The 25,935-nt window shown below is 45.9% G+C and carries 21 protein-coding genes and 1 pseudogene; 11 read left to right on the top strand and 11 right to left on the bottom strand.

What is annotated here, in order from left to right; translation table 11 throughout:
- The first annotated feature begins 205 nt into the window (after positions 1-205).
- The gene (locus LAY41_RS07795) at positions 206-3,082 is read left to right on the top strand and encodes a M16 family metallopeptidase (protein ID WP_249096010.1); all 2,877 of its coding nucleotides are present in this window, start codon (positions 206-208) and stop codon (positions 3,080-3,082) included.
- A 249-nt stretch (positions 3,083-3,331) separates the two neighbouring features.
- On the opposite strand, the gene LAY41_RS07790 is transcribed toward LAY41_RS07795, so the two are convergent.
- Positions 3,332-3,718 (bottom strand): hypothetical protein, encoded by a 387-nt coding sequence (locus tag LAY41_RS07790; RefSeq protein WP_249096009.1) that lies wholly within the window; start codon positions 3,716-3,718, stop codon positions 3,332-3,334.
- A gap of 774 nt (positions 3,719-4,492) precedes the next feature.
- Between LAY41_RS07790 and LAY41_RS07785 the strand changes: the two genes are divergently transcribed.
- Together LAY41_RS07785 and LAY41_RS07780 are read left to right on the top strand one after the other, a co-directional pair.
- Positions 4,493-5,932 carry a type IV pilus twitching motility protein PilT gene (locus tag LAY41_RS07785; RefSeq protein WP_249096008.1) on the top strand — a complete coding sequence of 480 codons (1,440 nt, stop codon included), beginning with the start codon at positions 4,493-4,495 and terminating at the stop codon, positions 5,930-5,932.
- A gap of 159 nt (positions 5,933-6,091) precedes the next feature.
- A complete protein-coding gene (locus LAY41_RS07780) occupies positions 6,092-6,844 on the top strand; it encodes a circadian clock KaiB family protein (protein WP_249096007.1) in 753 nt (250 codons plus the stop codon).
- A 205-nt stretch (positions 6,845-7,049) separates the two neighbouring features.
- Here LAY41_RS07780 and LAY41_RS32210 read toward each other — a convergent pair whose 3' ends face one another.
- The gene (locus LAY41_RS32210; RefSeq protein WP_275973982.1) at positions 7,050-9,002 is read right to left on the bottom strand and encodes a hypothetical protein; all 1,953 of its coding nucleotides are present in this window, start codon (positions 9,000-9,002) and stop codon (positions 7,050-7,052) included.
- A gap of 485 nt (positions 9,003-9,487) precedes the next feature.
- On the opposite strand from LAY41_RS32210, the gene psaA reads away from it, so the two are divergent.
- The 4 genes from psaA (at position 9,488) to LAY41_RS07755 (ending at position 14,560) form a co-directional block, all read left to right on the top strand.
- Positions 9,488-11,743, top strand: a complete 2,256-nt coding sequence (gene psaA, locus LAY41_RS07770) for a photosystem I core protein PsaA (RefSeq protein ID WP_249096006.1) — start codon at positions 9,488-9,490, stop codon at positions 11,741-11,743.
- Between the two features lie 23 nt (positions 11,744-11,766).
- Complete coding sequence (psaB, locus tag LAY41_RS07765) at positions 11,767-13,992, top strand: photosystem I core protein PsaB (RefSeq protein ID WP_249096004.1); 2,226 nt, start codon at positions 11,767-11,769, stop codon at positions 13,990-13,992.
- Between the two features lie 125 nt (positions 13,993-14,117).
- Positions 14,118-14,279, top strand: a complete 162-nt coding sequence (locus LAY41_RS07760) for a hypothetical protein (protein WP_249096002.1) — start codon at positions 14,118-14,120, stop codon at positions 14,277-14,279.
- A complete protein-coding gene (locus tag LAY41_RS07755; protein ID WP_249096000.1) occupies positions 14,276-14,560 on the top strand; it encodes a hypothetical protein in 285 nt (94 codons plus the stop codon). The genes LAY41_RS07760 and LAY41_RS07755 overlap by 4 nt, the downstream gene beginning before the upstream one ends.
- Before the next feature lie 443 nt (positions 14,561-15,003).
- Here LAY41_RS07755 and LAY41_RS07750 read toward each other — a convergent pair whose 3' ends face one another.
- From LAY41_RS07750 to LAY41_RS07735, 4 genes are all read right to left on the bottom strand, one after another.
- Positions 15,004-15,123: a photosystem I reaction center subunit VIII gene (locus LAY41_RS07750; protein WP_249095995.1), complete on the bottom strand. Its 120-nt coding sequence runs from the start codon at positions 15,121-15,123 to the stop codon at positions 15,004-15,006.
- Between the two features lie 115 nt (positions 15,124-15,238).
- Positions 15,239-15,745 (bottom strand): photosystem I reaction center protein subunit XI, encoded by a 507-nt coding sequence (locus LAY41_RS07745; protein WP_249095992.1) that lies wholly within the window; start codon positions 15,743-15,745, stop codon positions 15,239-15,241.
- Between the two features lie 296 nt (positions 15,746-16,041).
- Complete coding sequence (locus tag LAY41_RS07740) at positions 16,042-17,583, bottom strand: BamA/TamA family outer membrane protein (RefSeq protein ID WP_249095989.1); 1,542 nt, start codon at positions 17,581-17,583, stop codon at positions 16,042-16,044.
- A 186-nt stretch (positions 17,584-17,769) separates the two neighbouring features.
- On the bottom strand, positions 17,770-18,969 hold the full coding sequence (locus LAY41_RS07735) for an L-lactate dehydrogenase (protein ID WP_338022955.1): 1,200 nt from the start codon (positions 18,967-18,969) through the stop codon (positions 17,770-17,772).
- A 200-nt stretch (positions 18,970-19,169) separates the two neighbouring features.
- Here LAY41_RS07735 and LAY41_RS07730 point away from each other — a divergent pair, with 200 nt between their 5' ends.
- Complete coding sequence (locus LAY41_RS07730) at positions 19,170-20,507, top strand: DUF7986 domain-containing protein (protein ID WP_249095987.1); 1,338 nt, start codon at positions 19,170-19,172, stop codon at positions 20,505-20,507.
- Positions 20,508-20,686: 179 nt separating this feature from the next.
- On the opposite strand, the gene LAY41_RS07725 is transcribed toward LAY41_RS07730, so the two are convergent.
- Complete coding sequence (locus tag LAY41_RS07725; protein ID WP_249095985.1) at positions 20,687-21,220, bottom strand: pyroglutamyl-peptidase I family protein; 534 nt, start codon at positions 21,218-21,220, stop codon at positions 20,687-20,689.
- Between the two features lie 51 nt (positions 21,221-21,271).
- On the opposite strand from LAY41_RS07725, the gene hisH reads away from it, so the two are divergent.
- On the top strand, positions 21,272-21,907 hold the full coding sequence (hisH, locus tag LAY41_RS07720) for an imidazole glycerol phosphate synthase subunit HisH (protein ID WP_249095984.1): 636 nt from the start codon (positions 21,272-21,274) through the stop codon (positions 21,905-21,907).
- 155 nt (positions 21,908-22,062) lie between these two features.
- On the opposite strand, the gene LAY41_RS07715 is transcribed toward hisH, so the two are convergent.
- On the bottom strand, positions 22,063-22,383 hold the full coding sequence (locus LAY41_RS07715; protein ID WP_249095982.1) for a LysM peptidoglycan-binding domain-containing protein: 321 nt from the start codon (positions 22,381-22,383) through the stop codon (positions 22,063-22,065).
- Between the two features lie 94 nt (positions 22,384-22,477).
- On the opposite strand from LAY41_RS07715, the gene rsmD reads away from it, so the two are divergent.
- Entirely contained in the window at positions 22,478-23,020 is a 543-nt protein-coding gene (rsmD, locus tag LAY41_RS07710; protein WP_249095979.1) for a 16S rRNA (guanine(966)-N(2))-methyltransferase RsmD, read from the top strand.
- Positions 23,021-23,086: 66 nt separating this feature from the next.
- Here the strand turns inward: rsmD and LAY41_RS07705 are convergent, their stop codons facing one another.
- The gene (locus tag LAY41_RS07705) at positions 23,087-23,647 is read right to left on the bottom strand and encodes a Uma2 family endonuclease (protein ID WP_249095976.1); all 561 of its coding nucleotides are present in this window, start codon (positions 23,645-23,647) and stop codon (positions 23,087-23,089) included.
- A 97-nt stretch (positions 23,648-23,744) separates the two neighbouring features.
- Here LAY41_RS07705 and LAY41_RS07700 point away from each other — a divergent pair.
- Positions 23,745-24,470 (top strand): annotated as a pseudogene (locus LAY41_RS07700) (DUF4058 family protein); the annotation flags it as partial.
- A 156-nt stretch (positions 24,471-24,626) separates the two neighbouring features.
- Here LAY41_RS07700 and LAY41_RS07695 read toward each other — a convergent pair.
- Entirely contained in the window at positions 24,627-25,316 is a 690-nt protein-coding gene (locus LAY41_RS07695; protein WP_249095972.1) for a Uma2 family endonuclease, read from the bottom strand.
- A 233-nt stretch (positions 25,317-25,549) separates the two neighbouring features.
- The gene (locus LAY41_RS07690) at positions 25,550-25,819 is read right to left on the bottom strand and encodes a DUF4926 domain-containing protein (protein ID WP_249095970.1); all 270 of its coding nucleotides are present in this window, start codon (positions 25,817-25,819) and stop codon (positions 25,550-25,552) included.
- Positions 25,820-25,935 lie beyond the last annotated feature (116 nt).

Raw genomic sequence — 25,935 nt, 5'->3', positions numbered from 1 at the left:
CGATAAGCAGTTACCAATTACTGTCAGGATTCAGGTCTGGGAGCGATCGCACAAGCACTGACGACCTACCTTTGCCTTTTTAGCATTGTTGTTTGCGAACAAGCAATGCTCTTAGAGCCTACCCGAAGAGCTTTATACTCATCTAAATTCCCAAGTCACACTTACAAACGGTTCTTGATTTTTTCCCAAGTCGATATCAGTAGTAATGAATAAGGTCAACAAAAGCATCTCATGGTTTTTAGCAGCGTTGCTATTAACGGTGACTCCCCCTGGAACCACTGCTGTATCTACTACAGCTACCCTTAACGTTGCCGACTATATACCAGCGTTCGTGGATTACACTCTATCTAACGGTTTGAGAGTGGTTTTGGCCAAAGACGATACAGCTCCCGTAGTGGCGGTAAATCTCTGGTATCGGGTTGGTGCAGCTAATGACCCCCCAAAGCGTTCTGGCTTTGCCCATTTGTTTGAACATATAATGTTTGGCGGGTCAGCGAATGTCGGTAAGGGGGAATTTGATGCCTATCTTCAAGCAATTGGTGGAGACAGCAATGCCTCTACTAACCCTGACTATACCGACTATTGGCAAATTTTACCTGCGAATCAGCTACCCTTGGCTCTGTGGTTGGAGAGCGATCGCATGGCATCTCTTAATATTACCCAAGAAGCATTTGACACCGAACGACAAGTAGTCATTCAAGAATTTAACGAACGAGTCTTGAATCCACCCTACGGTCGCACCAACAACCTTTACCTCACCACTACACCTTTGCGGGGATATTTACCCTACGAACGTCCTATGATCGGTAGCATTGAGGATCTAAATGCTGCCACACTAGAGGAAGCCAAAGCCTTTCACCGCAAATATTACATTCCCAACAATGCCACGTTGGTAATTGCTGGCGATATCGATTTTGAACAAACCAAAGCCCTAGTACAAGCATATTTTGGTGATATCCCCCCAGGTGAGCCAGCAGTCCCCATCTTAAAGCAATACCCTCTGCCAGCTCAGTTTCCCGTCACCAAAACCGATCGCAAAACCGGCTGCAAAATTGGTTATCAAGATACGATCGTCGATCCGGCGATCGAGTTGCCCCAAGTAAACTACAGTGTAGTGGTTCCCCCGCGAGGCGATCGCGATTTTTATGCGCTCACACTCTTAGCAAATATTTTGGGCAGTGGTGAAAGCAGTCGTTTTGAACAAAAGGTCATTCGCAAAGGATTGGCATCGAGTGCATCAGCAGAAGTCTTGGAAAATATGGGCGCGTCCCTATTTGTAATTTCCGGCACTCCTAATGAGGGTGAATCTCTTGAATCGGTGCAATCCCTACTCCAAGATCAACTGAGAAAGGTAATCGCAAAAGGGGTCACAGAAGCAGAATTGGCTCGTGCCAAAAAGATGATCGAAATTGACACAATTAGCGAATTACGAGGCTCAGTCTGGAATACCACAGATGTTTTTCAGCGATTTATCTATCAGTTTGGCTCACCGCAAGCGCTAGTTAAAGATATGGAAAACTTAAATGCAGTCACCAGCACAGATATCCAAAAGATTGCCCAGACTTACTTATGCGAAAAACCGATGAACATCCTCATCACCCTCAAAACTGGTCAAGAAGTATTGGCAACCTATCCAGGTAAACTTGTCGAACCTATTGATGTGCCAATCGGTGTTCAATCGCTCAAACCCCGCAGCGCTACTCCAGAAGAACTCGCAAAGCTGCCAGATGGGGCGGTCAGTCGCACTCAGCCTCCCAAACCTCTTCCGGCTAAAGAAACCAAGCTACCTCCCTATCAAACCTTCAGCTTAAATAATGGTTTGAAAGCAATTTTCATCCAGGATCGCGAAATCCCGAAACTGCAAATATCACTATTCATAAGAGGTTCGGATGTCGCTGTTCCAGCCAACAAACAAGGTTTGCCACAGTTACTAGCAGATGTAATTACCCAAGGAACGATAAATGCCTCCAGCACACAGATTGCCGAACAAGTTGAATCAGTAGGTGGAGCTATGGAAGCAGATGCTGGTTTGGAATGGATGACGGTTAGTGCTGATTTCCCTTCTCCAGATTCCCAAGTTGCCTTCAACTCTCTGGCAGATGTGGTACTCAAACCCACATTTCCACAATCAGCGTTTGATGTGGCTAAATCCCAGATGTTAACCAATCTGAGCGAATCAGAAACCAATCCCGCGTGGCTGGCAAGTCGTCAGTTCACCCGCATAGCTTATCCCCAGCATCCTTACGGATTTATCACATCAACCGAAACGCTGAACAATCTTACTCGTAACGATTTAATCAAGTTTCACAATACCTTTTTTAAACCTAACAATAGCCTGTTAGTAATTGTGGGTGACATTACTCTAGCCCAAGCAAAGGTAGAAACGGAGCGAGTGTTTGGCAACTGGCAATCGGGTAAGGTGCCAAACTTTTTGACCTATCCTCCCAATCGGATGGGCGATACCTCCTCAATCTACCTGATCGATCGCCCAGGCGCGGAACAGGCAACTATTCTGATTGGCAATTTAGGCTTAGATGCCCGCAATCCAGAAAGTTATCCCCTCTTGGTGGCGAATACCGTCTTGGGGGAGGGACCTTCGGGTCGTTTGTTCAAGAATTTGCGCGTAGACAAGGGTTATACCTATAGCGCTGTCAGCGAATTGAATGATGGCAGTAATGATGTTGGTACGTTTTTTGTCACAACCGATGTTGGCAAACAATACACAGGCGATGCGGTGCTAGAAATTATTAAAGAACTGAAAACTATCCGCAGCCAGCCAATTCCAGAGAAAGAACTGGCTGCCAGCAAGGGTCTGCTTTTGGGTCACTTTGCTTTGGGTCTGGAAACTCCCGCGAATGTAGCCTATGCACTGGCAAGTTATCAACTGATCGGACTTCCCTTGGAGGATTATCAAAACTACCCCCAAAAGATCTCGCAGGTTTCACAAGAGGATGTGCTAAAAGCAGCCGCTAAGTACATTTCATCCGAACCGATTATCATTGTTGTCGGTGATGCTTCTCTAGTGAAATCCCAGTTAGAAAAATTGGGTAAGGTTGTTGTTGTGCCCGCACTTCTTCCTTAATAGCGAAGGGGCTAAGAAAGTCAAAAGTCAAAATCGGTATGGGGCATGGGGAGGGGGCTAGAGGGAGAAGGGAGAATTGTTCTCTACAATTCTTTAATTTTTAATCCAAAATTTCCCCTTTTTCCCAAAAAACCTGGCTTTTACACAACAAGTGTTCTATAGCCATCTAATTTCTATAAATTTTCCCATGAAAAAACCCGGTGTTACCGGGCCTTAGAACCGTTCAAAACAACGGCTAGCTATGGGCCTTTAGACAGAGGGTTTGATAGTGATATCGCAGGTTAAAGGGCAGGCTGCATACACAGAATTATGACGCGGATTTTCATCTCCACGGAGCCAATTTAACCATGTGACATCATGAGGATGAACGCCCTTGAGCGACAGCATAGCAGCGCCAGCCATAACTGCTAGAACATTCGCACCAATTAAACCACCTGCTACTAGCAACACGGCACTGAATGGCATTACCGATTGCAGAGCGATCGATAACAGAGAGCCGATCGCAACCATCAGCATAACTAATGGAAAACCCACTACCAGTAAGCAGACTGACAGGGTAAACGTCCAGATTAAAAAGCTTTTGATCATCGCAAAGCCGTAGGCCGTGACTAAATTCTGGCTTTTTGTTAACGCCATAATTATCCCTCCTGGGGTTAAGGAAAAAAATTGGATTTAGGTAAAATTCCGTTTATTGTTTCCGAGCCGATCGCTCGCTTGTTCTTAGTAGTATATAAAGTTTCGATTAAGATGAACAGTATTTTAAATAAACTTAACATTTGACGATATTCTTTTATGTTAAGGCAAGAGTCGCTAGCTTTTAAGGCTACGCCTCTACCTAAAGAAGTAACTCTTAAGCATAAAATATTTAATAACCTATGCCTTTAGATATAGCTCTCCCGATGGCCTAAAAAAACTTAATTGGTTAAGATGCTAGCAAATACCTTAACATTTCTTATAACTTCGGCTGTGTTTCTCATAATTTTGTAGCTACTTTTACAGGAAAGGAAAAAACAGTTGGAATATCAAACGAAAACTAAGGAAATAGCTGATTAATTTTCGGCCTGGGCTGACAAATCGAGATGAGCAGAGGGGCAGAGGGGCAGAGGGGCAGAGGGGCAGAGGGGCAGAGGGGCAGAGGGGCAGAGGGGCAGAGGGGAAAAAAGAATTATAGATAATCTTCTAGCGGTAAGGGAGTAGGAGGGATAAGCAGACAACCGCAAAAAAACTTAACTACTCAGGCTGTTAAGCGTACAGCTACTTTACACAAAACTTATTTCAGTTATTTTACTCGATATTTCTATTAAACTGATGCTCAAAGGCAAATTATGGGAAAACTTAAAAAAGATAGAAGTCTGTCCGCATCTATCGCCAAAAACCGACAATCTCACAGTGTGGTGAAGCACTAGACCTATGACAGAATCACAGCGCCCACCTATGCCACCCCCGCCCGGTTCCCGTGGTATGCCACCAGGGCCACCACCTGCTGCCAGAAGAACGCCTGGGCCTGAAACATCTACTGGAGGAACTCAGCGACCTACAGACGAAACTGTCGCCATGCCTAACACGGTTCGCAATCCAGGTATGCCGCCAACTACTTCTCGGCCTCCTGGGGCACCACCACCACCACCACCACCTTTTCCAACAGCAGGATATGCACCTACAGCACCTCACCCAGGTTCTACAGCACCTGGGGGGCCACCACCAAGATCGCAGCCGCCAGCTCCGCCACCGGCAGCACCGGCGACAAATGTTTCAGCACGGACACCGGGTAGTAGAGGTCGTTCGGCAGGACAACCTACATTAGCGGAAATTGTCAAGAACGCTTTTGACAACGGGATTTCTGACATTCACGCCGGTGTGGGAGAAGCGCCCCGTTTCCGCAAGCGGGGCGACATCATCGCTACCGAGTACTCCGAAACCGATTACCCCACGTTCATGAGTTGGTTGCAGGAGGTGATGAGCGATGAGGAGATTGAGAAGTTTGAAGAGTCCCTAGATTTTGACGGAGTGACGCAGTACGAATTCTCGCGAGCCCGGATCAATGTTTTCGGGTCGATGAGGGGCCCCTCGTTGGTAATGCGCTTGATTCCGAACAATATCTTAACGATGGAGCAGCTAAACTTACCTGCAGTCTTCAAGGATATTTGCCATTACCATAAGGGTTTGATCTTGGTAACGGGACCGACGGGTTCTGGTAAGTCTACGACGATGGCAGCCATGATTGATTACATCAATAAGAATATGGCGAAGCACATCATCACGATCGAAGATCCGATCGAATTTGTGCATACGAGTCGCAAATCTCTGATTAAGCACCGAGAAGTCGGACAGCATACCCGGAAATTTGACAATGCTTTGAAAGCAGCTTTGCGGGAAGATCCAGATTTGATTCTGGTGGGGGAAATGCGGGACAAAGAAACCGTCAACACCGCTCTCAAAGCAGCGCAAACGGGACACTTGGTAGCGGGTACGCTGCACACGAATAGTGCTGTTAAGACGATCGAGCGGATTCTCAACCTATACTCGGCAGAAGAGCAGGAGTCGATGAAAGTGGCGATCGCAGAATCCTTGATAGCAGTAATCGCTCAGGGTCTATGCAAAACTACCGATGGTAAGCGTGCAGCTTACCACGATGTTCTGATCAACTCAGATGCCATCAAAGAGTACATTGTCCAGGGCAAATACGACGAAATTACAGGAGTCATGCTCAAGTCTAAGTTTGACGGGATGCAGACTATGAACCAAGCTCTCTTGGCTCTCTACCAGGAAGGTAGAATTACTGAAGAGGAAGCTTTGGAAAAATCTCCCACTCCTAACGAAATGGCTCAGTTCCTGCGAGGCAGGGTCTAAGTTGTCGTTTGTCTCGTTCCCAGGGATATTATACCTGGGAACCTTGTTGTCCTTTGTTTGTTACGAATAAGTAATGACCAATAAATTTTAGATTTTAGATTTTAGATTTAAATTAAATCTGCAATCTGCAATCTTATCTTTCCTAGTGACTAATGACCAATGACCAATGACAAAGGACAACTTTTTAAAGGTATTGCGCTTTTTACACCAGCGGGAGATTTAATCTATTGCATCGATCCAAATAAGCAGAATCGATGGCACCTGAATTTATGTACAGGATTACAGGAAATTTTGGGACTATCAGAACCGCCTCATTTCTTAGTACCGTGCTACACGGCGACTATGGACAGATGGTTAGATTCTCGATCCGGACAAGTGCGAATTTCTGCTGAAGCTTATGCCCCCGTGCTGCGATATCAAACACTTCTGAATGCGGTCTTTGAAACCGACGACCTGGTTTGGCAAGCCGCTCCTTGGCCTGAAGAATTGTGCGATCCAATGGTATTGGCAACTTATCGCGATCAATTTCCTCAGCTGTGGGAAGAACATGACTTAGTGGTGCGGTTTGAAAATAGCGTTCTTCATCCGAGTTTCCAGCCAGAACTATTCTCGCCGTTGCCGAAGTTGCCAGAAGCTCAAGGATATGTACTGCGTTTGTTTGTTTCTGGGCATAATACTACTACAGAGCGAATTCTCCAAACTTTATATCAACTTTTAGAACAATCTCTCTATCAGCCGTACACATTAAAAGTAATTGATGTTTTTAAGCATCCAGAGCAAGCCGAGGCAGATCAAATTTCTGCTACACCCACTCTGGTTAAGGTATGGCCTCGACCTGTACGACGGATTGTGGGTGAGATAGAGGATGTAAATAGAATTTTGTGGCTGTTAGTTTCTCCAAATAGTTCATAATGCGATCGCACTTGGCTATGCTTGTATAGCAGAGGTAGAGGAATTTAAAATTTTAGATTTTAGATTTCAAATTTGTTTTGGCTTTTTCGATGGCTTAACGGTGATTGGATAATGTTAGAGTCGATAGGGGATGAGAAACCGGGTTTATTGGGGTTGTAGCAACGAAATATCGACCTTGACAACCAAAGAAACCCGGTTTCTGTTATTACTGAATTGGTGTTCTAGGCTCTCGGAAGCGCTGGAACAATTGGTGAATTTGGGTTATTCCTGAACTATTAGACGATTCTTGTGCAGTTTCAACTGATTTATTAGGTTTGGCTTCAGGAGTTTTCGTTACTTCAGCCTTGGGTTCAGTTTGAGACGGTGGAGGATCGATCTGCGGAAGAGATTTTGGTCTTACCGAGATCTCTTCGGGGGTTGGCGTCTCTATTATTTCTGGCAGTGTAGGGGGCAAACTGGGGGAGGGTTGTAGTTCAACTGCGCTGGGACTTTTTAGGCGATCGAACGATTCCCTCTTGAACGATTCTTTTTCGTCTAATTTAGTCGGTTCTTCCTTTAAGGTTTCGGGTGCCAAAACCTTGGGTTCGGGTGAAATTTCTGGCTTCTGAACTCCTAGTGGAGGAATCAATGGGGGGGTTGGTGTTTCTATAATTTCTGGCAGTGTAGGCGGCAAACTGGGGGAGGGTTGTAGCTCAACTGCGCTGGGACTTTTGAGGCGATCGAACGATTCCCTCTTGAACGATTCTTTTTCGTCTAATTTAGTCGGTTCCAATGCGGGGGTTTCGGGAGCTTTAGCCTTTGGTTCCGATGAAATTTCAGGCTTCTGAACTGCTGCTTTCGGAGTCAATGGGGGGGTTGGTGTTGCGATCGCATTTGGCGCTGGCGGCGTGGGTGAAGGCTGTGCCGTATCTGGACGACGGAACCGATTGAAAAATCCTCCAAATCTCGGTTTTTCTGACGCTTTTGGCGCAGTTGGGGCTACTGTTTCAGGCGTTGGTGTTGGGGTAGGTGCAGGTGTCGCCTCTACCGCTGACTCAGGCTTTGGTGTTGGGGTAGGTGCAGGTGTCGCCTCTACCGCTGGCTCAGGCGTTGGTGTTGGAGTAGGTGCGGGTGTCGCCTCTACAGCTGGCTCAGGCGTTGGTGTTGGAGTAGGTGCGGGTGTCGCCTCTACCGCTGATTCAGGTGTTGGGGTAGGTGTTGGTTCTGGTGTCTTGGGGATGTAGTTAGGATCGACAATTCCGCGTGCGTTGGCGGCTGAAAGTTCGCCTCGAACTAGCTGGGAAAGAGTGTCTGTTCCGTTTGGTTCGTAGGTAATCAGCCTAACTGTATTGTTAAAGGCGTTATTAACGGGATTGCCCAGTTCATCAAGTAATTCTAGCTGCACCCAGTTTTTGCCCGGTTTGAAGCCTGTGAGATAGATTGGCTGCCACTCATCAATGATGAAGCTTTCGCCGTTAATGGTGCAACGAATCCGCCAATCTGCAATGTCGTCTTCAGGATTCTCTTGGGCTACAAGGTGCAGGGGAGCGTTGGTGAGATAGAAATCAAGCAAGATCGGCTCTGCCCCGTAGCTAGCTTGAGGATTGCTGTAAGTTAACAGTGGTTTGTCGGCGTTGGGGCTGTTGTCATCTGTCTTAGTAAATATGTGGAATGTAGTTTGGGCATAAGCTCCCTCATTTTTGAAGCTCTCATCCCAGGGGCGGGAAGCGAAAACCCTGAGTGTGTGAGTGCCGGGGGCTAAATCTTTATAGATTAAAGGCCCTTTTGGGTCATAAACTGCCTGGTAAGGTTGGTTGTCCAGGAAGACTTGGAGATGGGGGCCAAGACCTAGTTGCGGATCTTTAAAGATGGGCAAGTCTTGAACCTGCAATTGCACTGTGACGGTGTTATCCTTTAGAACCTCGTTAGGTTGAGGACTGAGTACCGCCACTTGAGGCTGGTAAGTTTCCAATGCCTGACGCAGCTCTTGAATGACTTGAGGAGGTGAAACTTCCGCAATTTTTACTGCATTTTCACTCTCTGCCGGTTTCAAGTCCCCAGGTGTCCCAGATGTGGAGGTGCGATCGCCACAAGCTGCCAAACTCAAAATTAGTACTGCTGCTATTACGGATGTAATTAGCCCTCTCGCAGCTCTCTTGCACCAGTTTGTATCAAACACTTAACACTCCTAAACAACCAAATTCTAAGCAGCGCGGGTTAATTTACCCGATCGATTACCTTCATTCACGGCCAAAGAGCCCCTTAAGCCATCCATACGAGACTATAGCCCAAAAGGCTCAACCCCTTCTAACTATTACCTTCAAGCTACTAAGTTGAAGCTTAACTTAACCAATTATTTAGTTTTGTGAATCAAATGGAAATACCCCTTGACTTTTTGGCAAGTAGTTATAGGTTAAAAGCTAATGTATGTCTTCGCTCTAGCCAATTTGAATTATTGTTAACTGCTGATAGATAGGTTGCGAGGCTAGTCCTATAATTCATCAGAAGGAACACCCTCCAAACAACGAGGTCGCCCACAGCACTTTAATAGTTCGGTAGGCGTCTATTGTGGCCCAAGTGGTTGAGGGCTTCAGTTCAAAATCCTCAAAAGTGAGTTCAGACGAGTTAATCCTCGTGCCTTAGTAAAAAGAGAGGAGAGTCTTCATGACGATAAGTCCTCCGGAGCGTGAGGCAAAGGTAAGGGTTGTAGTAGATAAAGATCCGGTTCCCACTTCATTTGAAAAGTGGAGTCAGCCCGGTCACTTTGACCGCACCCTCGCCAGAGGGCCCAAAACCACAACGTGGATTTGGAACCTACACGCCAACGCCCATGATTTCGATACCCATACCAGTGACCTAGAAGATATATCGCGCAAGATCTTCAGCGCTCACTTCGGTCACTTGGCTGTCATTTTTGTCTGGTTGAGCGGCATGTATTTTCATGGCGCTCGGTTTTCCAACTACGAAGCTTGGCTAACCAATCCGACTGGCATTAAACCCAGTGCCCAGGTTGTTTGGCCAATCGTAGGCCAACAAATTCTCAATGCTGATGTAGGTGGCGGCTTCCACGGAATTCAGATCACTTCCGGTCTGTTCTATATGTGGCGTGCCGCTGGCTTCACAAATGGATTCCAGCTTTACTGCACCGCTATTGGTGGTCTGGTCATGGCAGCGCTGATGCTGTTTGCTGGCTGGTTCCACTATCACAAGCGGGCTCCCAAACTGGAATGGTTCCAAAATGTGGAGTCGATGATGAACCACCACCTAGCAGGGTTGCTGGGTTTGGGCTCTCTGGGTTGGGCAGGTCACCAGATTCACGTTTCTCTGCCGATTAACAAGCTGTTGGATGCTGGTGTGGCTCCTGGAGACATTCCTTTGCCTCACGAGTTCATCTTGAACAAGGACTTGATGGCAGAGCTATATCCCAGCTTCAAGCAGGGGTTAGTGCCTTTCTTCACCTTGAACTGGGGTCAGTATGCTGACTTCCTCACCTTCAAGGGCGGTTTGAACCCGGTAACTGGTAGCTTGTGGTTAACAGATACAGTGCATCACCATTTGGCGATCGCAGTTCTGTTCATCATCGCTGGGCATATGTACCGCACAAACTGGGGTATTGGCCACAGCATGAAGGAAATTCTAGAGAACCACAAAGGCCCCTTCACAGGTGAAGGCCATAAAGGTCTCTACGAAGTTCTCACAACTTCCTGGCACGCTCAACTGGCTATTAACTTAGCCATGATGGGATCGCTGTCCATCATCGTCGCCCAACATATGTATGCGATGCCTCCGTATCCATACTTGGCGGTGGACTATGCCACCCAGTTGTCCATCTTCACTCACCATATGTGGATTGGTGGCTTCTTGATCGTAGGTGGAGCCGCTCACGGTGCCATCTTTATGGTGCGGGACTACGATCCGGTAGTGAACCAAAACAACTTGCTCGATCGCGTTCTCCGTCACCGGGACGCTATCATTTCTCACCTGAACTGGGTGTGTATGTTCTTGGGCTTCCACAGCTTCGGCTTGTACGTCCATAACGACACGATGCGTGCGTTTGGTCGTCCCCAAGATATGTTCTCGGATACGGCGATTCAGCTGCAACCAGTGTTTGCACAGTGGATTCAAAATATCCACACTCTAGCTCCAGGCACTACTGCTCCTAATGCGTTGCAGCCTGCTAGCTATGCCTTCGGCGGCGGTATTGTTGCTGTCGGCGGTAAAGTGGCGATGATGCCGATCGCTTTGGGTACGGCGGACTTTTTGGTTCACCACATCCATGCCTTCACCATTCACGTCACCGTCCTGATCCTGCTCAAAGGTGTGCTGTTTGCCCGTAGCTCTCGTCTGGTTCCAGATAAGGCTAATTTGGGCTTCCGGTTCCCCTGCGATGGCCCCGGTCGTGGCGGCACTTGCCAAGTATCTGGTTGGGATCACGTATTCCTTGGTCTGTTCTGGATGTATAACTCTATCTCGGTTGTGTTGTTCCACTTCAGTTGGAAGATGCAGTCGGATGTATGGGGGACTCTGGATGCAGATGGTACGGTGTCTCACATTACGGGCGGTAACTTTGCCCAAAGTGCGATTACTATCAACGGTTGGTTGCGTGACTTCTTGTGGGCGCAAGCTTCGCAAGTGATTCAGTCCTACGGAACGGCGTTGTCTGCCTATGGTTTGATCTTCTTGGGCGCTCACTTTGTGTGGGCATTTAGCCTGATGTTCTTGTTCAGCGGTCGCGGCTACTGGCAGGAATTGATCGAATCGATTGTCTGGGCTCACAATAAGCTAAAGGTGGCTCCAGCGATTCAGCCTCGCGCTCTGAGCATTATTCAGGGTCGGGCTGTGGGGGTTGCTCATTACCTCCTGGGAGGGATTGCTACTACATGGGCATTCTTCCTGGCTCGAACAATTTCATTAGGATAAGGGCGAGGAGGATTTTGTAAGATATGGCAACAAAATTTCCCAAGTTTAGCCAAGACTTAGCTCAAGACCCGACTACTCGTCGGATTTGGTACGGGATTGCTACGGCGCATGACTTTGAGAGCCATGACGGGATGACTGAGGAGAATCTTTACCAAAAGATTTTCGCTTCTCATTTCGGTCATATTGCGATCATCTTCCTGTGGACTTCCGGCAATCTGTTCCACGTAGCTTGGCAAGGCAATTTTGAACAGTGGATCAAAGACCCGCTGAATGTGCGTCCGATCGCTCATGCGATTTGGGACCCTCAGTTTGGGGCACCGGCAGTAGATGCTTTCACCCAAGCTGGCGCTAACTATCCGGTCAACATTTCCTACTCCGGTTTGTATCAGTGGTGGTACACGATCGGTGTGCGGACGAACAATGACCTGTATCAAGGTGCTTTGTTCCTCCTCGTGCTGTCAGCAGTCTTCCTGTTCGCAGGCTGGCTGCACTTGCAACCGAAGTTCCGTCCTAGCTTGTCTTGGTTCAAGAGCGCTGAATCCCGCCTCAACCACCACCTGGCTGGTTTGTTCGGTGTCAGTTCTCTGGCTTGGACAGGTCACTTGGTTCACGTTGCTATCCCCGAAGCTCGCGGACAGCACGTGGGTTGGGATAACTTCCTTCGCACCCTGCCACATCCGGCTGGTTTGGCTCCGTTCTTTACGGGTAACTGGGGTGTATATGCCCAGAACCCGGATACGGCGGAACAGTTATTCGGTACGGCTCAAGGTTCGGGAACGGCTATTCTGACGTTTTTGGGTGGTTTCCATCCCCAAACACAGTCTCTGTGGCTGACGGATATTGCTCATCACCATTTGGCGATCGCAGTTCTGTTTATCGTCGCTGGTCATATGTACCGGACGAATTTCGGAATTGGCCACAGCATCAAGGAAATGATGAATGCCAAAGATTTCTTTGGCGTGAAGGTTGAAGGGCCGTTTAATCTGCCTCACCAAGGCATTTACGACACCTACAACAACTCGTTGCACTTCCAGTTGGGTTGGCACCTGGCTTGTTTGGGTGTGATCACCTCTCTGGTGGCGCAGCATATGTATGCGTTGCCTCCCTACGCTTTCTTGGCGCAGGACTACACAACGGTGGCAGCGCTGTACACTCACCACCAGTACATCGCCGGTTTCATCATGGTCGGTGCTTTCGCCCACGGAGCTATATTCTGGGTGCGGGACTACGACCCCGAGCAAAACAAAGGCAACGTGCTGGAGCGCGTCCTACAGCACAAAGAAGCGATTATCTCTCACTTGAGTTGGGTGTCGCTGTTCTTGGGCTTCCACACGCTGGGCTTGTATGTCCACAATGATGTGATGCAGGCTTTTGCGACTCCCGAAAAGCAAATCTTGATTGAGCCGGTGTTTGCCCAGTTCATTCAAGCTGCTCACGGTAAAGTGTTGTACGGCTTTGACACGCTGCTGTCTAACCCGGATAGTATTGCTTCGACGGCTTGGCCGAACCACGGTAATGTGTGGTTACCCGGCTGGTTGGATGCAATCAACAACGGCACTAACTCTCTGTTCCTGACGATCGGCCCTGGCGATTTCTTGGTTCACCATGCGATCGCTCTCGGTCTGCATACCACCACTCTGATCTTGGTCAAGGGTGCGTTGGATGCTCGCGGTTCTAAGTTGATGCCCGACAAGAAAGACTTCGGCTATGCCTTCCCTTGCGATGGCCCTGGCCGTGGCGGTACTTGCGACATCTCTGCTTGGGATTCGTTCTACCTCGCTATGTTCTGGATGCTCAACACGATTGGTTGGGTAACCTTCTACTTCCACTGGAAGCATCTGGGCATTTGGCAAGGCAACGTAGCTCAGTTCAATGAGTCTTCTACATACCTCATGGGCTGGCTGCGCGACTACCTCTGGCTGTATTCGTCTCAGCTGATTAACGGGTACAACCCCTACGGCATGAACAACTTGGCGGTCTGGTCTTGGATGTTCCTCTTCGGACACCTAGTTTGGGCTACAGGCTTCATGTTCCTCATCAGCTGGCGCGGTTACTGGCAAGAGTTGATCGAAACTCTGGTGTGGGCTCACGAGCGCACTCCTCTGGCGAACCTGGTTCGCTGGAAAGACAAGCCAGTTGCTATGTCGATCGTTCAAGGTCGTCTGGTTGGTCTAGCTCACTTCACTGTTGGCTACATCTTGACCTACGCGGCATTCCTGATTGCCTCGACTGCTGGGAAGTTCGGTTGATCCGCAACCTAGCATTGTAGGTAATTAAACAAAGTCCCCTGCCTATGCGCGGAGTTTACGCTTCGCGAACGGGCAGGGGATTTTTTATAGATAGCAGTTAATTAAGAGGAGTGGAGCAAGTTTGTATGGCTAGATTTCCAGAAGAAACTATAACAAGAGTCTTGCATTTACAGCGGCTGCTTCTTTTAGGGAATTCATTGGCTCAAAGTATTGGGCGAGCCCAAGCCGCAGTCGATGCTTCAGCAGCAAGTGTCCAAGAAGCTAAAAGGGATTGGAACATACTATGACTGAACAACCAAAACTTCCCGATCCAGAGAAAGTTAAAAAAACCGTTGCCATGCTACGGGAGAGCAATCAGCAGCTTGAGGCTGTAGCTTTAGAAATAGATGAACTCATTGCTATGGTAGAGGCGGAGATTCGCAACAGCCCTATAAATGTTCACCGTAGGGAAAGGGCAAAGCGTTTAAAAGGGGAAGGCGTACAAAATCAGAAGTTGACTATAAATGTTCACCGTAGGGAAAGGGCAAAGCGTTTAGCTGAGTCTGTTAATCAAGAATTGCCGGGATAAAGAATTGGGTTCAATAATTGTTGGTAGACTATTTTCCCCGCTCCTTCCCAAGCATTCCTTTCACTAGCTCAAGACTGGATCGAAATCTGGAGAAAATTGCTATAAAAAATCTATCTTTATGTAGATGAAAGTTTCGTCTATTTATTGTATGTGTGGGAATAGCATAAAGTTTCCTCCCCAGTTTGACCGCTGGGGTTTTTTTGTGAGTCGATCGCGCACGCAGCCTCTGATACCAAATCCGCAACGATTACCCCCTTTATGTCTAAAGATTGTAGAGACGTTTCATGAAACGTCTCTACAATCTTTAGGCCAAAAATTCTCATGGGGTAACAAACCCGGATTTGGTATGAAACGAAAAAAATCCCTTACCCGCAGGTAAGGGATTTTGGGAATTTAGAGGTGAACTTTAGCCTACTTGGATAGGCTTTAAAACAAAACTGCTATTAAGCAGCATCGCTTTCGATGTAGATAAATAACAGACCCATAACGATCGTAGGCAACAGCCAGGTAATTACGGGTATGAGAATCCAGGGCAAGAAAGAAGCTGCGTATGAACCTGTCATGTCAAAATCTCCAAAAAGGGTAAAGTACTGCGGCTATTTTAAGAGATGTGCTGCTTTGAAGTACCCACCACTAATCGTAGTACCGATATAGTGGGGGATCTTGGTTAAAAAGGGTTTAGTGATGAACTACACCACGGAAAATCGCATCTACGATACCGAAATTTTCTAGTAGGAAGTAGGCAACGAAAGCGCCTCCCATTCCACCTACGAAGAAACCAGCTGTCACTTGGCTCCAGCCGTCAGCGGTTTTCCATTGATCGGGAGCTTGAGGATTCGAGCTGGGTATACTCTTTTCGTCTTGGAAAGAGGCGATGCCGTAAACGGACATACAGGCAGTCGCGATTAGAATCAAAGCCACACCTGAAATCAATCCGCCTAGATTGGAAGCCTCTGCATAATCGCGTAATGGACCCAACTTAACCCAGGGGCCAATTATAAAATAGCCGTGAGCCATGCCAATTTCCAATCCGCGCAGGATGGGAGATAGCCCTTTGCGGTAAGCTGGCAGATTACCGATGAAAGCCCTGGTAAAATCAGAATCGCTAATTGGGGTTGAAAGATGACCGACAAACGGGTCACCGTTATAGGGTTTGATAAGCTCTGCATCTCTGGGATCGGCCATATTTATTATTCCTGTTTGTTTGAGAAACTACAGAAGAACTTGAAGTACCCACCGCTAAGACTGCCGGGAGATTTCTCAACGGTTCAGTTAAGCTCATATTTTAAGCAACGAGGGGTAGCCTAATCGCAGAATGAGTTCTGACGTTTACAAAAGTTCATCGGAGCAAGAAGATAAACTATTCTTCATGCCTTTTTTGTAAGGGGAGAACAACATCAAGTGATATCTGTCAAGGACTGAAAGTGCGATCGATCTTCGTGCCGGATGGCATATCGCGCCACCTTTCCTAGCCATTCCGATCAAAACCGCTGACCCGTAGTGATTTCCAATCGGGCCTCGCCGCGATCGCTCAACCCAAAGTCGGCCCGAATTAGCCCCAAGGGCGATCGCACTCGCAATCCCAGTCCGTAACCAAAACCGCTTCCTGGTTTATCCCGTATTACACCGGGTTCCCCAACCACCGTATCGCCAGATCCCAAATCCGAGGCGAAATCAGCAAAGACAACTCCTCCCACCCGCCAAACGATCGGAAAACGATATTCTACAGAACCCAACACATAACTGCGACCGCTACCGACTGCACCCCCTCCGTATCCGCGTACAGAATTAAAACCACCCAGATTAAAGGCTTCAGCGGGTGGAAATTCGCCAAATATCGTGCCAGCCTGTAAATTAAAAGCGAGCATTTCTGTCAATTCGGGATTTTTTGCTGGTTTACCTCTGCCGATTAAGTCGATCGGCACATACTGGATATAGTTAGCCCGCAGTCGGTTGATTAAAACATTGCCCAATCCAATCGGAATCGACTGTTCGGTGCTAAAAGTAAGGATAGAACCTTGAGTCGGATAGGAACGGCTAGAGCGTCTATCTCTACTCACCGCAAAAGATACCGTCACCAAATCATCAATCCCCTTACCGCTAAGAGATAAGGGATTGCCAAATTCATCCACTGGCGAAACGCGCCAATTGGCATCGCGAATACTAATCCGGGTGTAATTCAAACCCAGCGCCCCATCCCAGTCATCAAAAGACCGCAAAAGCGCCACTGAACCGCCAAATCTTCCCTCCCGTGGATCGTCGTCGTTGAGCAAATCGATCTCATCACCAAAGGTACGGGAAAAATTGCGACGGCGAAAAGCGCGAACGCTATATCCTAAGCGGTTTGATTCGCTGGCGCGATAAGGGTCGGCGAACTCTACATCAAATTGGGCATCTTGGCGGCTAATCTGTAACTTACCACCCAGTTGTTGGTTGATCCCGCCTATATTTGCGTCTCGATAGCCTACAGTACCGTAGACTCCTATATCATCGTTATAGCCAAGACCGTAATTTACAGAAGGGTAGCGACGCTCCTTGATGTCGTAGATGATGGTAACGCCATCACTGTCTGATTGTAGAGAAACATCAACTTTGTCAATGAACTCCGATCGCCTAAGTCGCCGCAAGTCTGACTCAAGTAACCTTTCGCGGAATACCTGACCCGGTTTGAGTCGTAATTCGCCCAAAAGATAATCTTTGCGAGTGCGTCCCTCAATTGGTTCACCTTTGCGATCGACAAAGCGAATCTGGATATCTCTGACAACTGGGGATTGGGGATTGGGGAGTGGGAAAGAATCATTTGTTTCACCAATCAGTAATTCCTCATCCGTGTTTGGCAATAAATCGTTGGCATTTGTGGAAGTGCTACCGAGAACTTCAGGTGCTATTGCTTCCACAGACATTGGTGCTAAAACATGGGTAGCCAATTGCGGGACAGGAGATGGGGAATTGGCTAGAGCCTCCTGAGTTTCCCAAATAGCCAGAGTCGCCACAGTCAAAATTGCAACAGTGTGAACACGCATAATAGATGGTTCGCAGTTCATGAAAAACAATAGACAAGATTGCCAAAGTCAATATACTTCATCCGATTCATCTGCGTTTATCCGCGTTTATCTGCTTTCATCTGCGGTAAAAAATCAGAGATTCATATTTTGGCAAGAAGTCTAATCTTTACCACGAACCACACACCATAAAACAAACTGGAGATATTATAAATTGAGTTTTGCGATCGTTTCGCGCAGAACTTGGCTAGAGTGTAACAGCTGCTGTTCCTCTTTTGGGGTAAGAGACATATTCAAAACCCTAGTCACTCCCTGACGATTAACCACCGCAGGCAGACTCAAGCAGACATCTTGAATCCCGTGTAAGCCATTAATTAAGGTGCTGACAGTCAAAACCCGGTTTTGATTGCGTAAAATAGCTTGCACAATTTGCGTTACACCAAGACCGATCGCATAACTGGTGGCACCTTTGCGCTGGATAATTTCGTAAGCTGCATTTTTAACCTGTGCAAAAACTTCTTCTAGTTGCTTATTATCATCAGATGTGCTATTGTCAAAACTTCCATCAAATAACTGCATTCCAGCGACATTCACTTTACTCCAAACAGCCACCTCACTGTCCCCGTGTTCGCCAATAATATAGGCGTGCAAACTGCGGGGGTCAAGCTGTAACTTTTCCGCCAAAAGATAGCGAAAACGAGCCGTATCCAGCACCGTACCAGAACCAATTACACTGGAACTGGGCAATCCAGATAGTCGCCAAGTCACATAAGTCATGATGTCCACCGGATTGGTGACAATCAGCAAAATGGCGCTGGGACAACACTTTACTACTTCCGAAATCAAACCTTTAAACACTTCTACATTGCGCTGTACCAAATCCAAACGGGTTTCGCCCGGTCTTTGCTTTGCGCCAGCAGTGATAATGACGATATCGGCATCGCTACCATCTGCCAAAGTACCCGATCGCACTATACTAGGTTCAACAAAGGGAAGTCCGTGTACTAAGTCCATCACCTCCCCTTCTAGCTTTTCGCGATTGACATCGACGATTACCATTTCATCCAAGGTGTGTTGAATCAGCATCGAGTAAGCACAAGCCATACCCACCTGACCCGCGCCTATGATGACGCCTTTGCGGGGACGGCGAATCGTTGCCGAGTCTTGATTAACTTCAGATAAAGCTGAAAACAAATGTTCAAACATATAAAGATTCGCTGATGAATAAAGCAGGCGAGAGTACGCGCAAGCCGCGAATGAGAGTCGTTCTTGTACTTTTTTACCATAAGCAGGATGAACAAACGCCTCTTTCGGAGTTGTTATGCTTTTGTTCAAAAAAATCACATTTTTATTCCTCTGCGCCTCTGCGCCTCTGCTCAAATAGCATAGTAAATACGGAAGAGCCACACTTCCAAAACCAACTCCATGCCATGCAGCGTAGATATCTGGGGCAAACTCAGGATAATTCAGATAAATCTACCGCGAGGTGGTAGAAAGAATCATCATCTATACTAAAAAATTGGAAAGCTGCGGAAATCAGCGGGTATGTACGATCGATCGCCTTGTCTTTGCCTTAATATAAAAGATTGTAACCGAGAGGTCAGCTTGTGGATGCCATTTTGGATCGATCGCGCCAACTCAAACAAGATTTAATCGAATTTGTCCTAGAGGCTGAAGGAGACTTGGCGGTAGCGCTGGAGTCTTACTTTGCCGCCAATGCACGTTCTCAAGACAATCGCTATGATGCTGCTTACGAGAAAAACCTCCTAATTGATACTTTTCTGACCGAGGGGAAAGTCGGAGATCAGACACCGCTGGATTTGTTTTTGCAAAGTCAGCCAGAACTATCAGAGAGCGATCGCACTCTTCTCAACAACTGGCGACGCAGCTTCACTGGCTTATTTGCCGTTACCCAAATTCTACCAGATGGCTTTGATCTGATAAACTGGCTTACAGCCAAGAATTATATTGTGAAACCAAACGACCCCCGCACGCTAGAGGAAATGGCTTCGTTTAAATTAGGAGAAATTTTACTCACCCGCATTTCTCCCGTTACCGATAGCTACTGGATGTTTTCTGGCCCATGTTCGCCAATGGGTAATTTAGGCAAACCTAAATTGGCAGTAGCAATTGGTAACTTTAAGCAGAACCACAAAAAAGATCTTTACAGCGATGCCCCAGATTTGCTAGAGCAAGCGTGGCAGTCTGTCGAACAATTTCACAATGACTTTGTTGACTTTTTCGGCAGCGATGAAGTGATTATGCCGGGTTATCAGCTAAACAAAAAGCTGAGCGAATTTCAAGAAGTAATGACTAAGCGACGGCTTGCAGCAGCAGGTATTGATGATTCTAAATCGCTAGAAGAAATAGCTGAAGAAGCTGGCATTTCAGAAGAGGAAATAAAAGCGGCGGCAAAAGAAGCAGGTGCAGATTCAAAAACAGTTTCCCAATTATTTAGCAGCAAGGGAAACACCAAAATGATGATGCCCCAAGTTGAGTTGCCTGACAATCTAAAAAAAGCCGAACAGGTGACAGTTCTCGCTCATCCCCGCTGGGGACAGATGTTTCTGCCAACTTATATTAAGTTTAAGGCAATTTTAGAAGCAGAAGATTGGCAAAGTATCCCTAATGCTGAAAAACTAATTCGCCACTACTTAGAAGAACCTACAATTAATGTTTTCATTTGGCATCGGTTAGCGGAACAGTACCCAGTTCAGTTGGCAAAGGTGTTGGAAGGAGTTTTAGTGCGTCCGAATTTTAGTCTGGAAAGCAATTTAGACAGTTTGCTTCAAGAATTTAATAAACCACTGGAACCAGAATTACCAGAAATTGCGAGTGTTCCCGAACATTTGCACAATCTGTTTCAAGAAGCTGTAGCAGAAGTCAACAAATCTAAGTCTAAACCCAAAGCGCAAAAGAAGGAAGTCAAAGGGTTTGGAAAATAGAATTTACTGATAATTTCAGATCGTAGATTTCAAATTTCAAATTTTTGGTTAAGGGTTCGCAATGTAGCGCTTTGGCCCAGCCTGCAGAGTTAATTAGCAAATCTGAAATCTGAAATTTGAAAGCTTTAACACTCAGTTTACTTCAACCAACTTGAGAAACTTTAAATGGGCGTGAGACTTCAGTTTAAAAGCGCTAACCTGTCGATGATTTGTGAAAAATCTGTCTTAATATCAGCTACATTATCTGGAGTTATAATCGGGATATGGACAAAGATGCAGCGGCTGTTGAGTTGGCGATCGCGCAAGTATTTCAAGATTGAATAATAAAGTCCTTCACAGACGAATTTACCAGCGTCGTGACTAATCTGTGTTACCTTTAAATCGGCAATTAATTTATCGAGATTGACCCAAGTTTTAATTACATGATTTTCAGAGGTAGCATTAGATTCCACGGTGAGTTGTTGGCGTCCCTCTGCCATGCCACAGCAGATGATAATATCGGGATTGAGTGAGTCTATTTGGGCGATCGCACGACTGCTTGCTTGCTGAACATCAACGGGCAATTGCCTCAAAAAACTTAAAGATGGCGATGTGGCAGCGGGAGGATTCCTATCTGTACTTTTGGCAAGTTCTATCAATAAATCATCAGATGAATTAGACTTTTGATGAGGTTGCCAGGTGGTAAATGATGTCAGCAGGATTTTTTTAGTCATATACAACTAAAATGGAGACAGTCATCAAGACTCAATAAGGGGAATGGATCGATGTCACTTATCGCTGTTGTAGATTACGACATGGGGAATCTGCACTCAGTCTGCAAAGGGTTGGAGAAAGCTGGTGCAATCCCTAAGATAACTGATTCTCCAACAGATATCGCGCAGGCGGATGCAGTGGTGTTGCCGGGAGTGGGATCTTTCGACCCAGCTGTGCAACAATTGCGATCGCGCGGCTTAGTCGAACCAATCAAACAGGCTCTAGCTTCCGGCAAACCATTCTTAGGGATTTGCCTGGGTCTGCAAATTTTATTCGATCGTAGCGAAGAAGGCAACGAACCAGGTCTAGGTATTATTCCCGGTATTGTGCGGCGGTTTCGTCCCGAACCCGGACTGACAATTCCCCACATGGGTTGGAATCAACTGGAGTTTACCCAACCAAAAGTGTCACTTTGGCAAGGTTTGTCTTCTGAGTCTTGGGTTTATTTCGTCCATTCCTACTATGTTGATCCAGTTGACCCCAAAATTTGTGCCGCTACTGTGACCCACGGCAGTCAAAAAGTGACAGCTGCAATTGCCCGAAATAACTTAATGGCAGTTCAATTTCACCCTGAAAAATCTTCTACTACTGGGTTACAAATTCTGTCAAATTTCGTGGCACAAGTACAAAGTCCTGTTCTCGTCTAGCGAAAATAGCAGGAGTAGAAATAGTAATCGTAGGGGCGAAGCATTCGGGCAGAAAATATAGGGTAGAGCGATATATTTTATACCCGAATGCTTCGCCCCTACAAGCTAAAAAGGCATCAGGAAGTATTACTGAATCGGTGTTCTAGCAATGGTTTCTAATAGGGAATTACAAGTAGTTGACCGGGAATAATTTGGCGAGGATTTTCCCCAATTACATCGCGATTTGCTCGGTAAATTCGAGGCCAATCGAATGGATTTCCGTAGTAACTCTTGGCTATCCGCGTCAAAGTGTCTCCAGTTTGAACAGTGTATAAGTCGGGAATGACAAGTTGTTGATCGGGAACAATTGTATTGGTATCAAGCCCAATCAATTTACGATTCGCCTCGTAAATTGGTTTCCAATTACGAGTTCCGTAGAACATTTCGGCTATCTGCGCCAGAGTGTCTCCTTTTTTGACAATGTATGTCTGAGTCATAAATAAGTTTTTCCCGATTTGTGATGGACTAACCAATAAGATATTTAAGCTTGTGAAGTTGGCAGCAAATATTAATATTTTTTTCGTTTCTGTTATGAGTCTGAGAATTTACGGTAATCGGCAATTGAAAACTTTGCCCGGTCAAACCACCCGACCCACTTTAGCACGAGTGCGGGAGGCGGTTTTTAACATTTGGCAAGGCACAATTGAAGACTGTCGGTGGCTAGATTTGTGCGCGGGTACAGGATCGATGGGTGCGGAGGCTTTGTGTCGGGGTGCGAGTTATGTAGTGGGAATTGAAAAATCGAGTCGCGCCTGTGGTATTATACAACAAAACTGGCAGCAAGTAGTCCAACCCGGACAGACTTTTGAAGTGTTGCGAGGGGATGTTGTGCAGCGATTGAAAATGCTAGAAGGACAGAAGTTCGATCGCATTTATTTCGATCCACCTTACGCCAGCAATTTGTATCAGTCGGTGTTGGATACGATCGCACAATATCAGCTGCTAAATGAAGACGGTGAGATCGCAGTTGAACACAGTCCAGATTTATGGAATGTGGAAGAGATTCCCTCCTTGGAAATTTGCCGCGAAAAAGTTTATGGGAATACGGCTTTAAGGTTTTATTGTCAGAATTAGTAATTTAAGGGGAACCTCACCCCCCTACCCCCCTCTCCTCTGGAGGAGAGGGGGGAGAAATACGGGCTAGCCTGGTATTCTTGCTAATTGAAAAACCTGTTCAGCCGTAATTTCTAAACCATCAAATAGAGAATCAATTAACGGCGTATCTCCCATATAAGTCTGCGGTGGCGCATCTGGATAAAAAACCGTAATGCTTCTCGCTTGACTATCTACCACCCAAACTCGCAACACCCCCGCATCCAAATAATCTCTTGCTTTCGCAGCTAATTGCCCAAAAGTTTGTCCGGGTGATATAATTTCTATCGCCAATTCTGGGGGAACGGGACAGGCTCCATCTTCCTCCCAGTCTGGCGGAAACCGATCGGCAGAAATGTACAGAATATCGGGCGTTGGTACCCAATCTCGACCTCTTCGAGTTAATTTAATCGCTAATTCTGGACAAACCTCACCTCGTCCAGCACACCATTCATCCAACAACTGAAGTAGCACCCTAGTCAGGCGAGAATGAAATTTTTTGGGTGACATTTTTGGTATTACCTCACCATCCACTAATTCGTAAGTCACATCACCTTCTGGTATCGCCAGAAATTCTGCCAGAGTAAGTTTGTCTTTTACTTGGAGCATGAGCGATTCGCCCCCCTGTGCCATATTGTCAAATAAAAAATTGCTATGATTAGTTTATCCTACTAAATTCAGAGTTGCACTGATTCGAGATAAATCGATGCCTTCACCTTTTCCAGGCTTTGACCCTTATTTGGAACATCCTGATTTTTGGCCGGAAGTTCATAGTCGGTTAATTGTGGCACTTGCAGATTCTTTAGTTCCTCAAGTTCGTCCTAAGTATGAAATTGCGATTGAAAAGCGCATTTATGAAATTAATCCTTCTAATGGTGATAATTCGCTATTAGTGGGTCTTCCTGATTTAGCAGTCAAACGTCAATCTTCCAATCTTAATCAATCCCCTTCTCAAATCGCTGTAGCCGTTGTTTCATCTCCCGTTCAACCAATGACGGTTACTGTGCCAATACCTGAAAAAATTAAACAAAATTATTTAGAGGTAAGAGACAGAGGCACAAGTTTAGTTGTTACCGTCATTGAAATTTTATCCCCTGTTAATAAACGTGCTGGGGAAGGAAGAGATAGTTATCTCCAAAAACGTCAGCGAATTTTAGGAAGTTTAACGAATTTAGTAGAAATTGATTTAATTAGAAGTTTCCAACCTATGCCGATTTTGGAAAATGATATTAAGTCAGATTATCGAGTTTTAATTAGCCGCTACAGCCATCGACCGCAAGCTGAATTATATGCCTTTAATTTGAAAGATTATCTTCCTGCTTTTTCTCTGCCTTTGCGTTCGGAAGATATTGAGCCAACGGTTAATTTACAGCAATTATTTAGTGAGATTTATGATAAGGCAGGTTATGATTATAGAATTAATTATACTTCGTAAATCGTTCCTAATTTATCAGAGGCGGATCGAGTTTTGGTTCAGCAGTTGTTAGCAAAAGAGCCGGATTAGGGGAATATGTTTAAAATGGCGATCGCACTTTAGCACAGAAACCGGGTTTTTTGGAAAAACCCGGTTTCTTGTTTGCTATAAATACTAAAGATTGGGATCAACCCCTAAACTTCTTAACCGTTCTTCTAACTCTTTTAACCGCGCCTCTGCTTGTTCAGCCCGTTGGCGTTCTTGTTGCAATTGTTGTTCCATTTGTTGATTGAGTTGTCCCAATTCCACAAACGTTAAAAATCGTTCTCCTGTTGGAGTAAAAATTTGCAATTCTTCAGACATTTCAAATCTAATTCCTAAACGGGGACTCACCCAACCTTGAATTTCCTCAATGATGGTTAGTTGTTCATCGGTTCTTTGCCATCCTCCTAAATCCACTTTTTCAGGATCGTAGAGATAATATTCCTCAACCCCATATTGTTGATAAAACTGGAGTTTAGCCCCCATTTCTTTAATGGTATTACCTGGCGAAAGAATCTCAAATACCACTTGTGGTGGAATATCATTTTCTTCCCATTGTTTATAGGAACCTCGATATCCTTTGGGTCTACCAAACACAACCATTGCATCAGGTGCGCGACGTATGATATTATTATCTTCAACGGGATACCACAGTAAATCCCCTGCAACAAAAACATTCGGCTCGTTAGAAAATAACAATTCCAAGTTTTCTTTAATTGTCACTATCCATTGAAATTGCAGAGTATTATCAGACATCGGTTGCCCATCACTATCAGGATAAACAATAGGTCTTTTAGTTTGAGGTTGAAGTTGTTGGATCATACGCTTGATGTTTAGTTGAATATTGTTGTTTTTAGTTTATCCTACTGGTAGGAGCGAGTTAAAGGATATATTTATTAGTTTGAAAATAATATTATTATAACATATATAATCATATTCAGCAATTTTTGTCAATTATATTAAATAAAAAGATCGCACTTCAGCACAGAAACCGGGTTTTTCCAAAAAACCCGGTTTCTTGTTTGCGTCTCACCTTTACCACAACAAATTAACGATTATGTGAGAACTCGCGCTTGGGCAATTTCTCTGTCGCCAATCGCACGAACTTGAGAACTAAATAAGGAAATAATTGTAACTGTTTGTCCTGTGAGTGTCAGAAATTCTACTTCATATCCCAAACCTTCTTGATGGACTAATACAACAGTGCCAATATCGCCTGTTTTTAAATTATATTCTGGTAAATCGGTAGTTAAAGCAACTCGGTCTAATTCGGTAATCATTTTGGGTAATTTGAGGAATTTATTCTGGCTATGCGCTGATAACATCCTGCACCTGTCCCTGCACGCGACTGGCATTAAAAGATGCTTTAATCGGCGGTGTTGTCCACACCCGCCGGGGACTCAAGTCCCCGCCTAATAACGAAAGTCCACTTCAGTGGACT

Origin of the sequence: Argonema galeatum A003/A1, assembly GCF_023333595.1 — a bacterium.
In the GTDB taxonomy this organism is placed as follows: Bacteria; Cyanobacteriota; Cyanobacteriia; order Cyanobacteriales; family Aerosakkonemataceae; genus Argonema; species Argonema galeatum.
The sequence above is the reverse complement of the archived record's forward strand: the minus strand, read 5'-3'. Positions and strand labels throughout refer to the sequence as shown.

Bases quoted from the DNA above. Each gene is read 5' to 3' on its own strand.
- LAY41_RS07785 (WP_249096008.1), top strand. From the start codon at position 4,493: ATGACAGAATCACAGCGCCCACCTATGCCACCCCCGCCCGGTTCCCGT.
- LAY41_RS07790 (WP_249096009.1), bottom strand. From the start codon at position 3,718: ATGGCGTTAACAAAAAGCCAGAATTTAGTCACGGCCTACGGCTTTGCG.
- LAY41_RS07780 (WP_249096007.1), top strand. From the start codon at position 6,092: ATGACCAATGACAAAGGACAACTTTTTAAAGGTATTGCGCTTTTTACA.
- LAY41_RS07695 (WP_249095972.1), bottom strand. From the start codon at position 25,316: ATGATCCAACAACTTCAACCTCAAACTAAAAGACCTATTGTTTATCCT.
- LAY41_RS07745 (WP_249095992.1), bottom strand. From the start codon at position 15,745: ATGGCCGATCCCAGAGATGCAGAGCTTATCAAACCCTATAACGGTGAC.
- LAY41_RS07740 (WP_249095989.1), bottom strand. From the start codon at position 17,583: ATGCGTGTTCACACTGTTGCAATTTTGACTGTGGCGACTCTGGCTATT.
- hisH (WP_249095984.1), top strand. From the start codon at position 21,272: ATGTCACTTATCGCTGTTGTAGATTACGACATGGGGAATCTGCACTCA.
- LAY41_RS07705 (WP_249095976.1), bottom strand. From the start codon at position 23,647: ATGCTCCAAGTAAAAGACAAACTTACTCTGGCAGAATTTCTGGCGATA.
- LAY41_RS07715 (WP_249095982.1), bottom strand. From the start codon at position 22,383: ATGACTCAGACATACATTGTCAAAAAAGGAGACACTCTGGCGCAGATA.
- LAY41_RS07750 (WP_249095995.1), bottom strand. From the start codon at position 15,123: ATGACAGGTTCATACGCAGCTTCTTTCTTGCCCTGGATTCTCATACCC.
- psaA (WP_249096006.1), top strand. From the start codon at position 9,488: ATGACGATAAGTCCTCCGGAGCGTGAGGCAAAGGTAAGGGTTGTAGTA.
- LAY41_RS07725 (WP_249095985.1), bottom strand. From the start codon at position 21,220: ATGACTAAAAAAATCCTGCTGACATCATTTACCACCTGGCAACCTCAT.
- LAY41_RS07795 (WP_249096010.1), top strand. From the start codon at position 206: ATGAATAAGGTCAACAAAAGCATCTCATGGTTTTTAGCAGCGTTGCTA.
- rsmD (WP_249095979.1), top strand. From the start codon at position 22,478: ATGAGTCTGAGAATTTACGGTAATCGGCAATTGAAAACTTTGCCCGGT.
- LAY41_RS07755 (WP_249096000.1), top strand. From the start codon at position 14,276: ATGACTGAACAACCAAAACTTCCCGATCCAGAGAAAGTTAAAAAAACC.
- LAY41_RS07760 (WP_249096002.1), top strand. From the start codon at position 14,118: ATGGCTAGATTTCCAGAAGAAACTATAACAAGAGTCTTGCATTTACAG.
- psaB (WP_249096004.1), top strand. From the start codon at position 11,767: ATGGCAACAAAATTTCCCAAGTTTAGCCAAGACTTAGCTCAAGACCCG.
- LAY41_RS07690 (WP_249095970.1), bottom strand. From the start codon at position 25,819: ATGTTATCAGCGCATAGCCAGAATAAATTCCTCAAATTACCCAAAATG.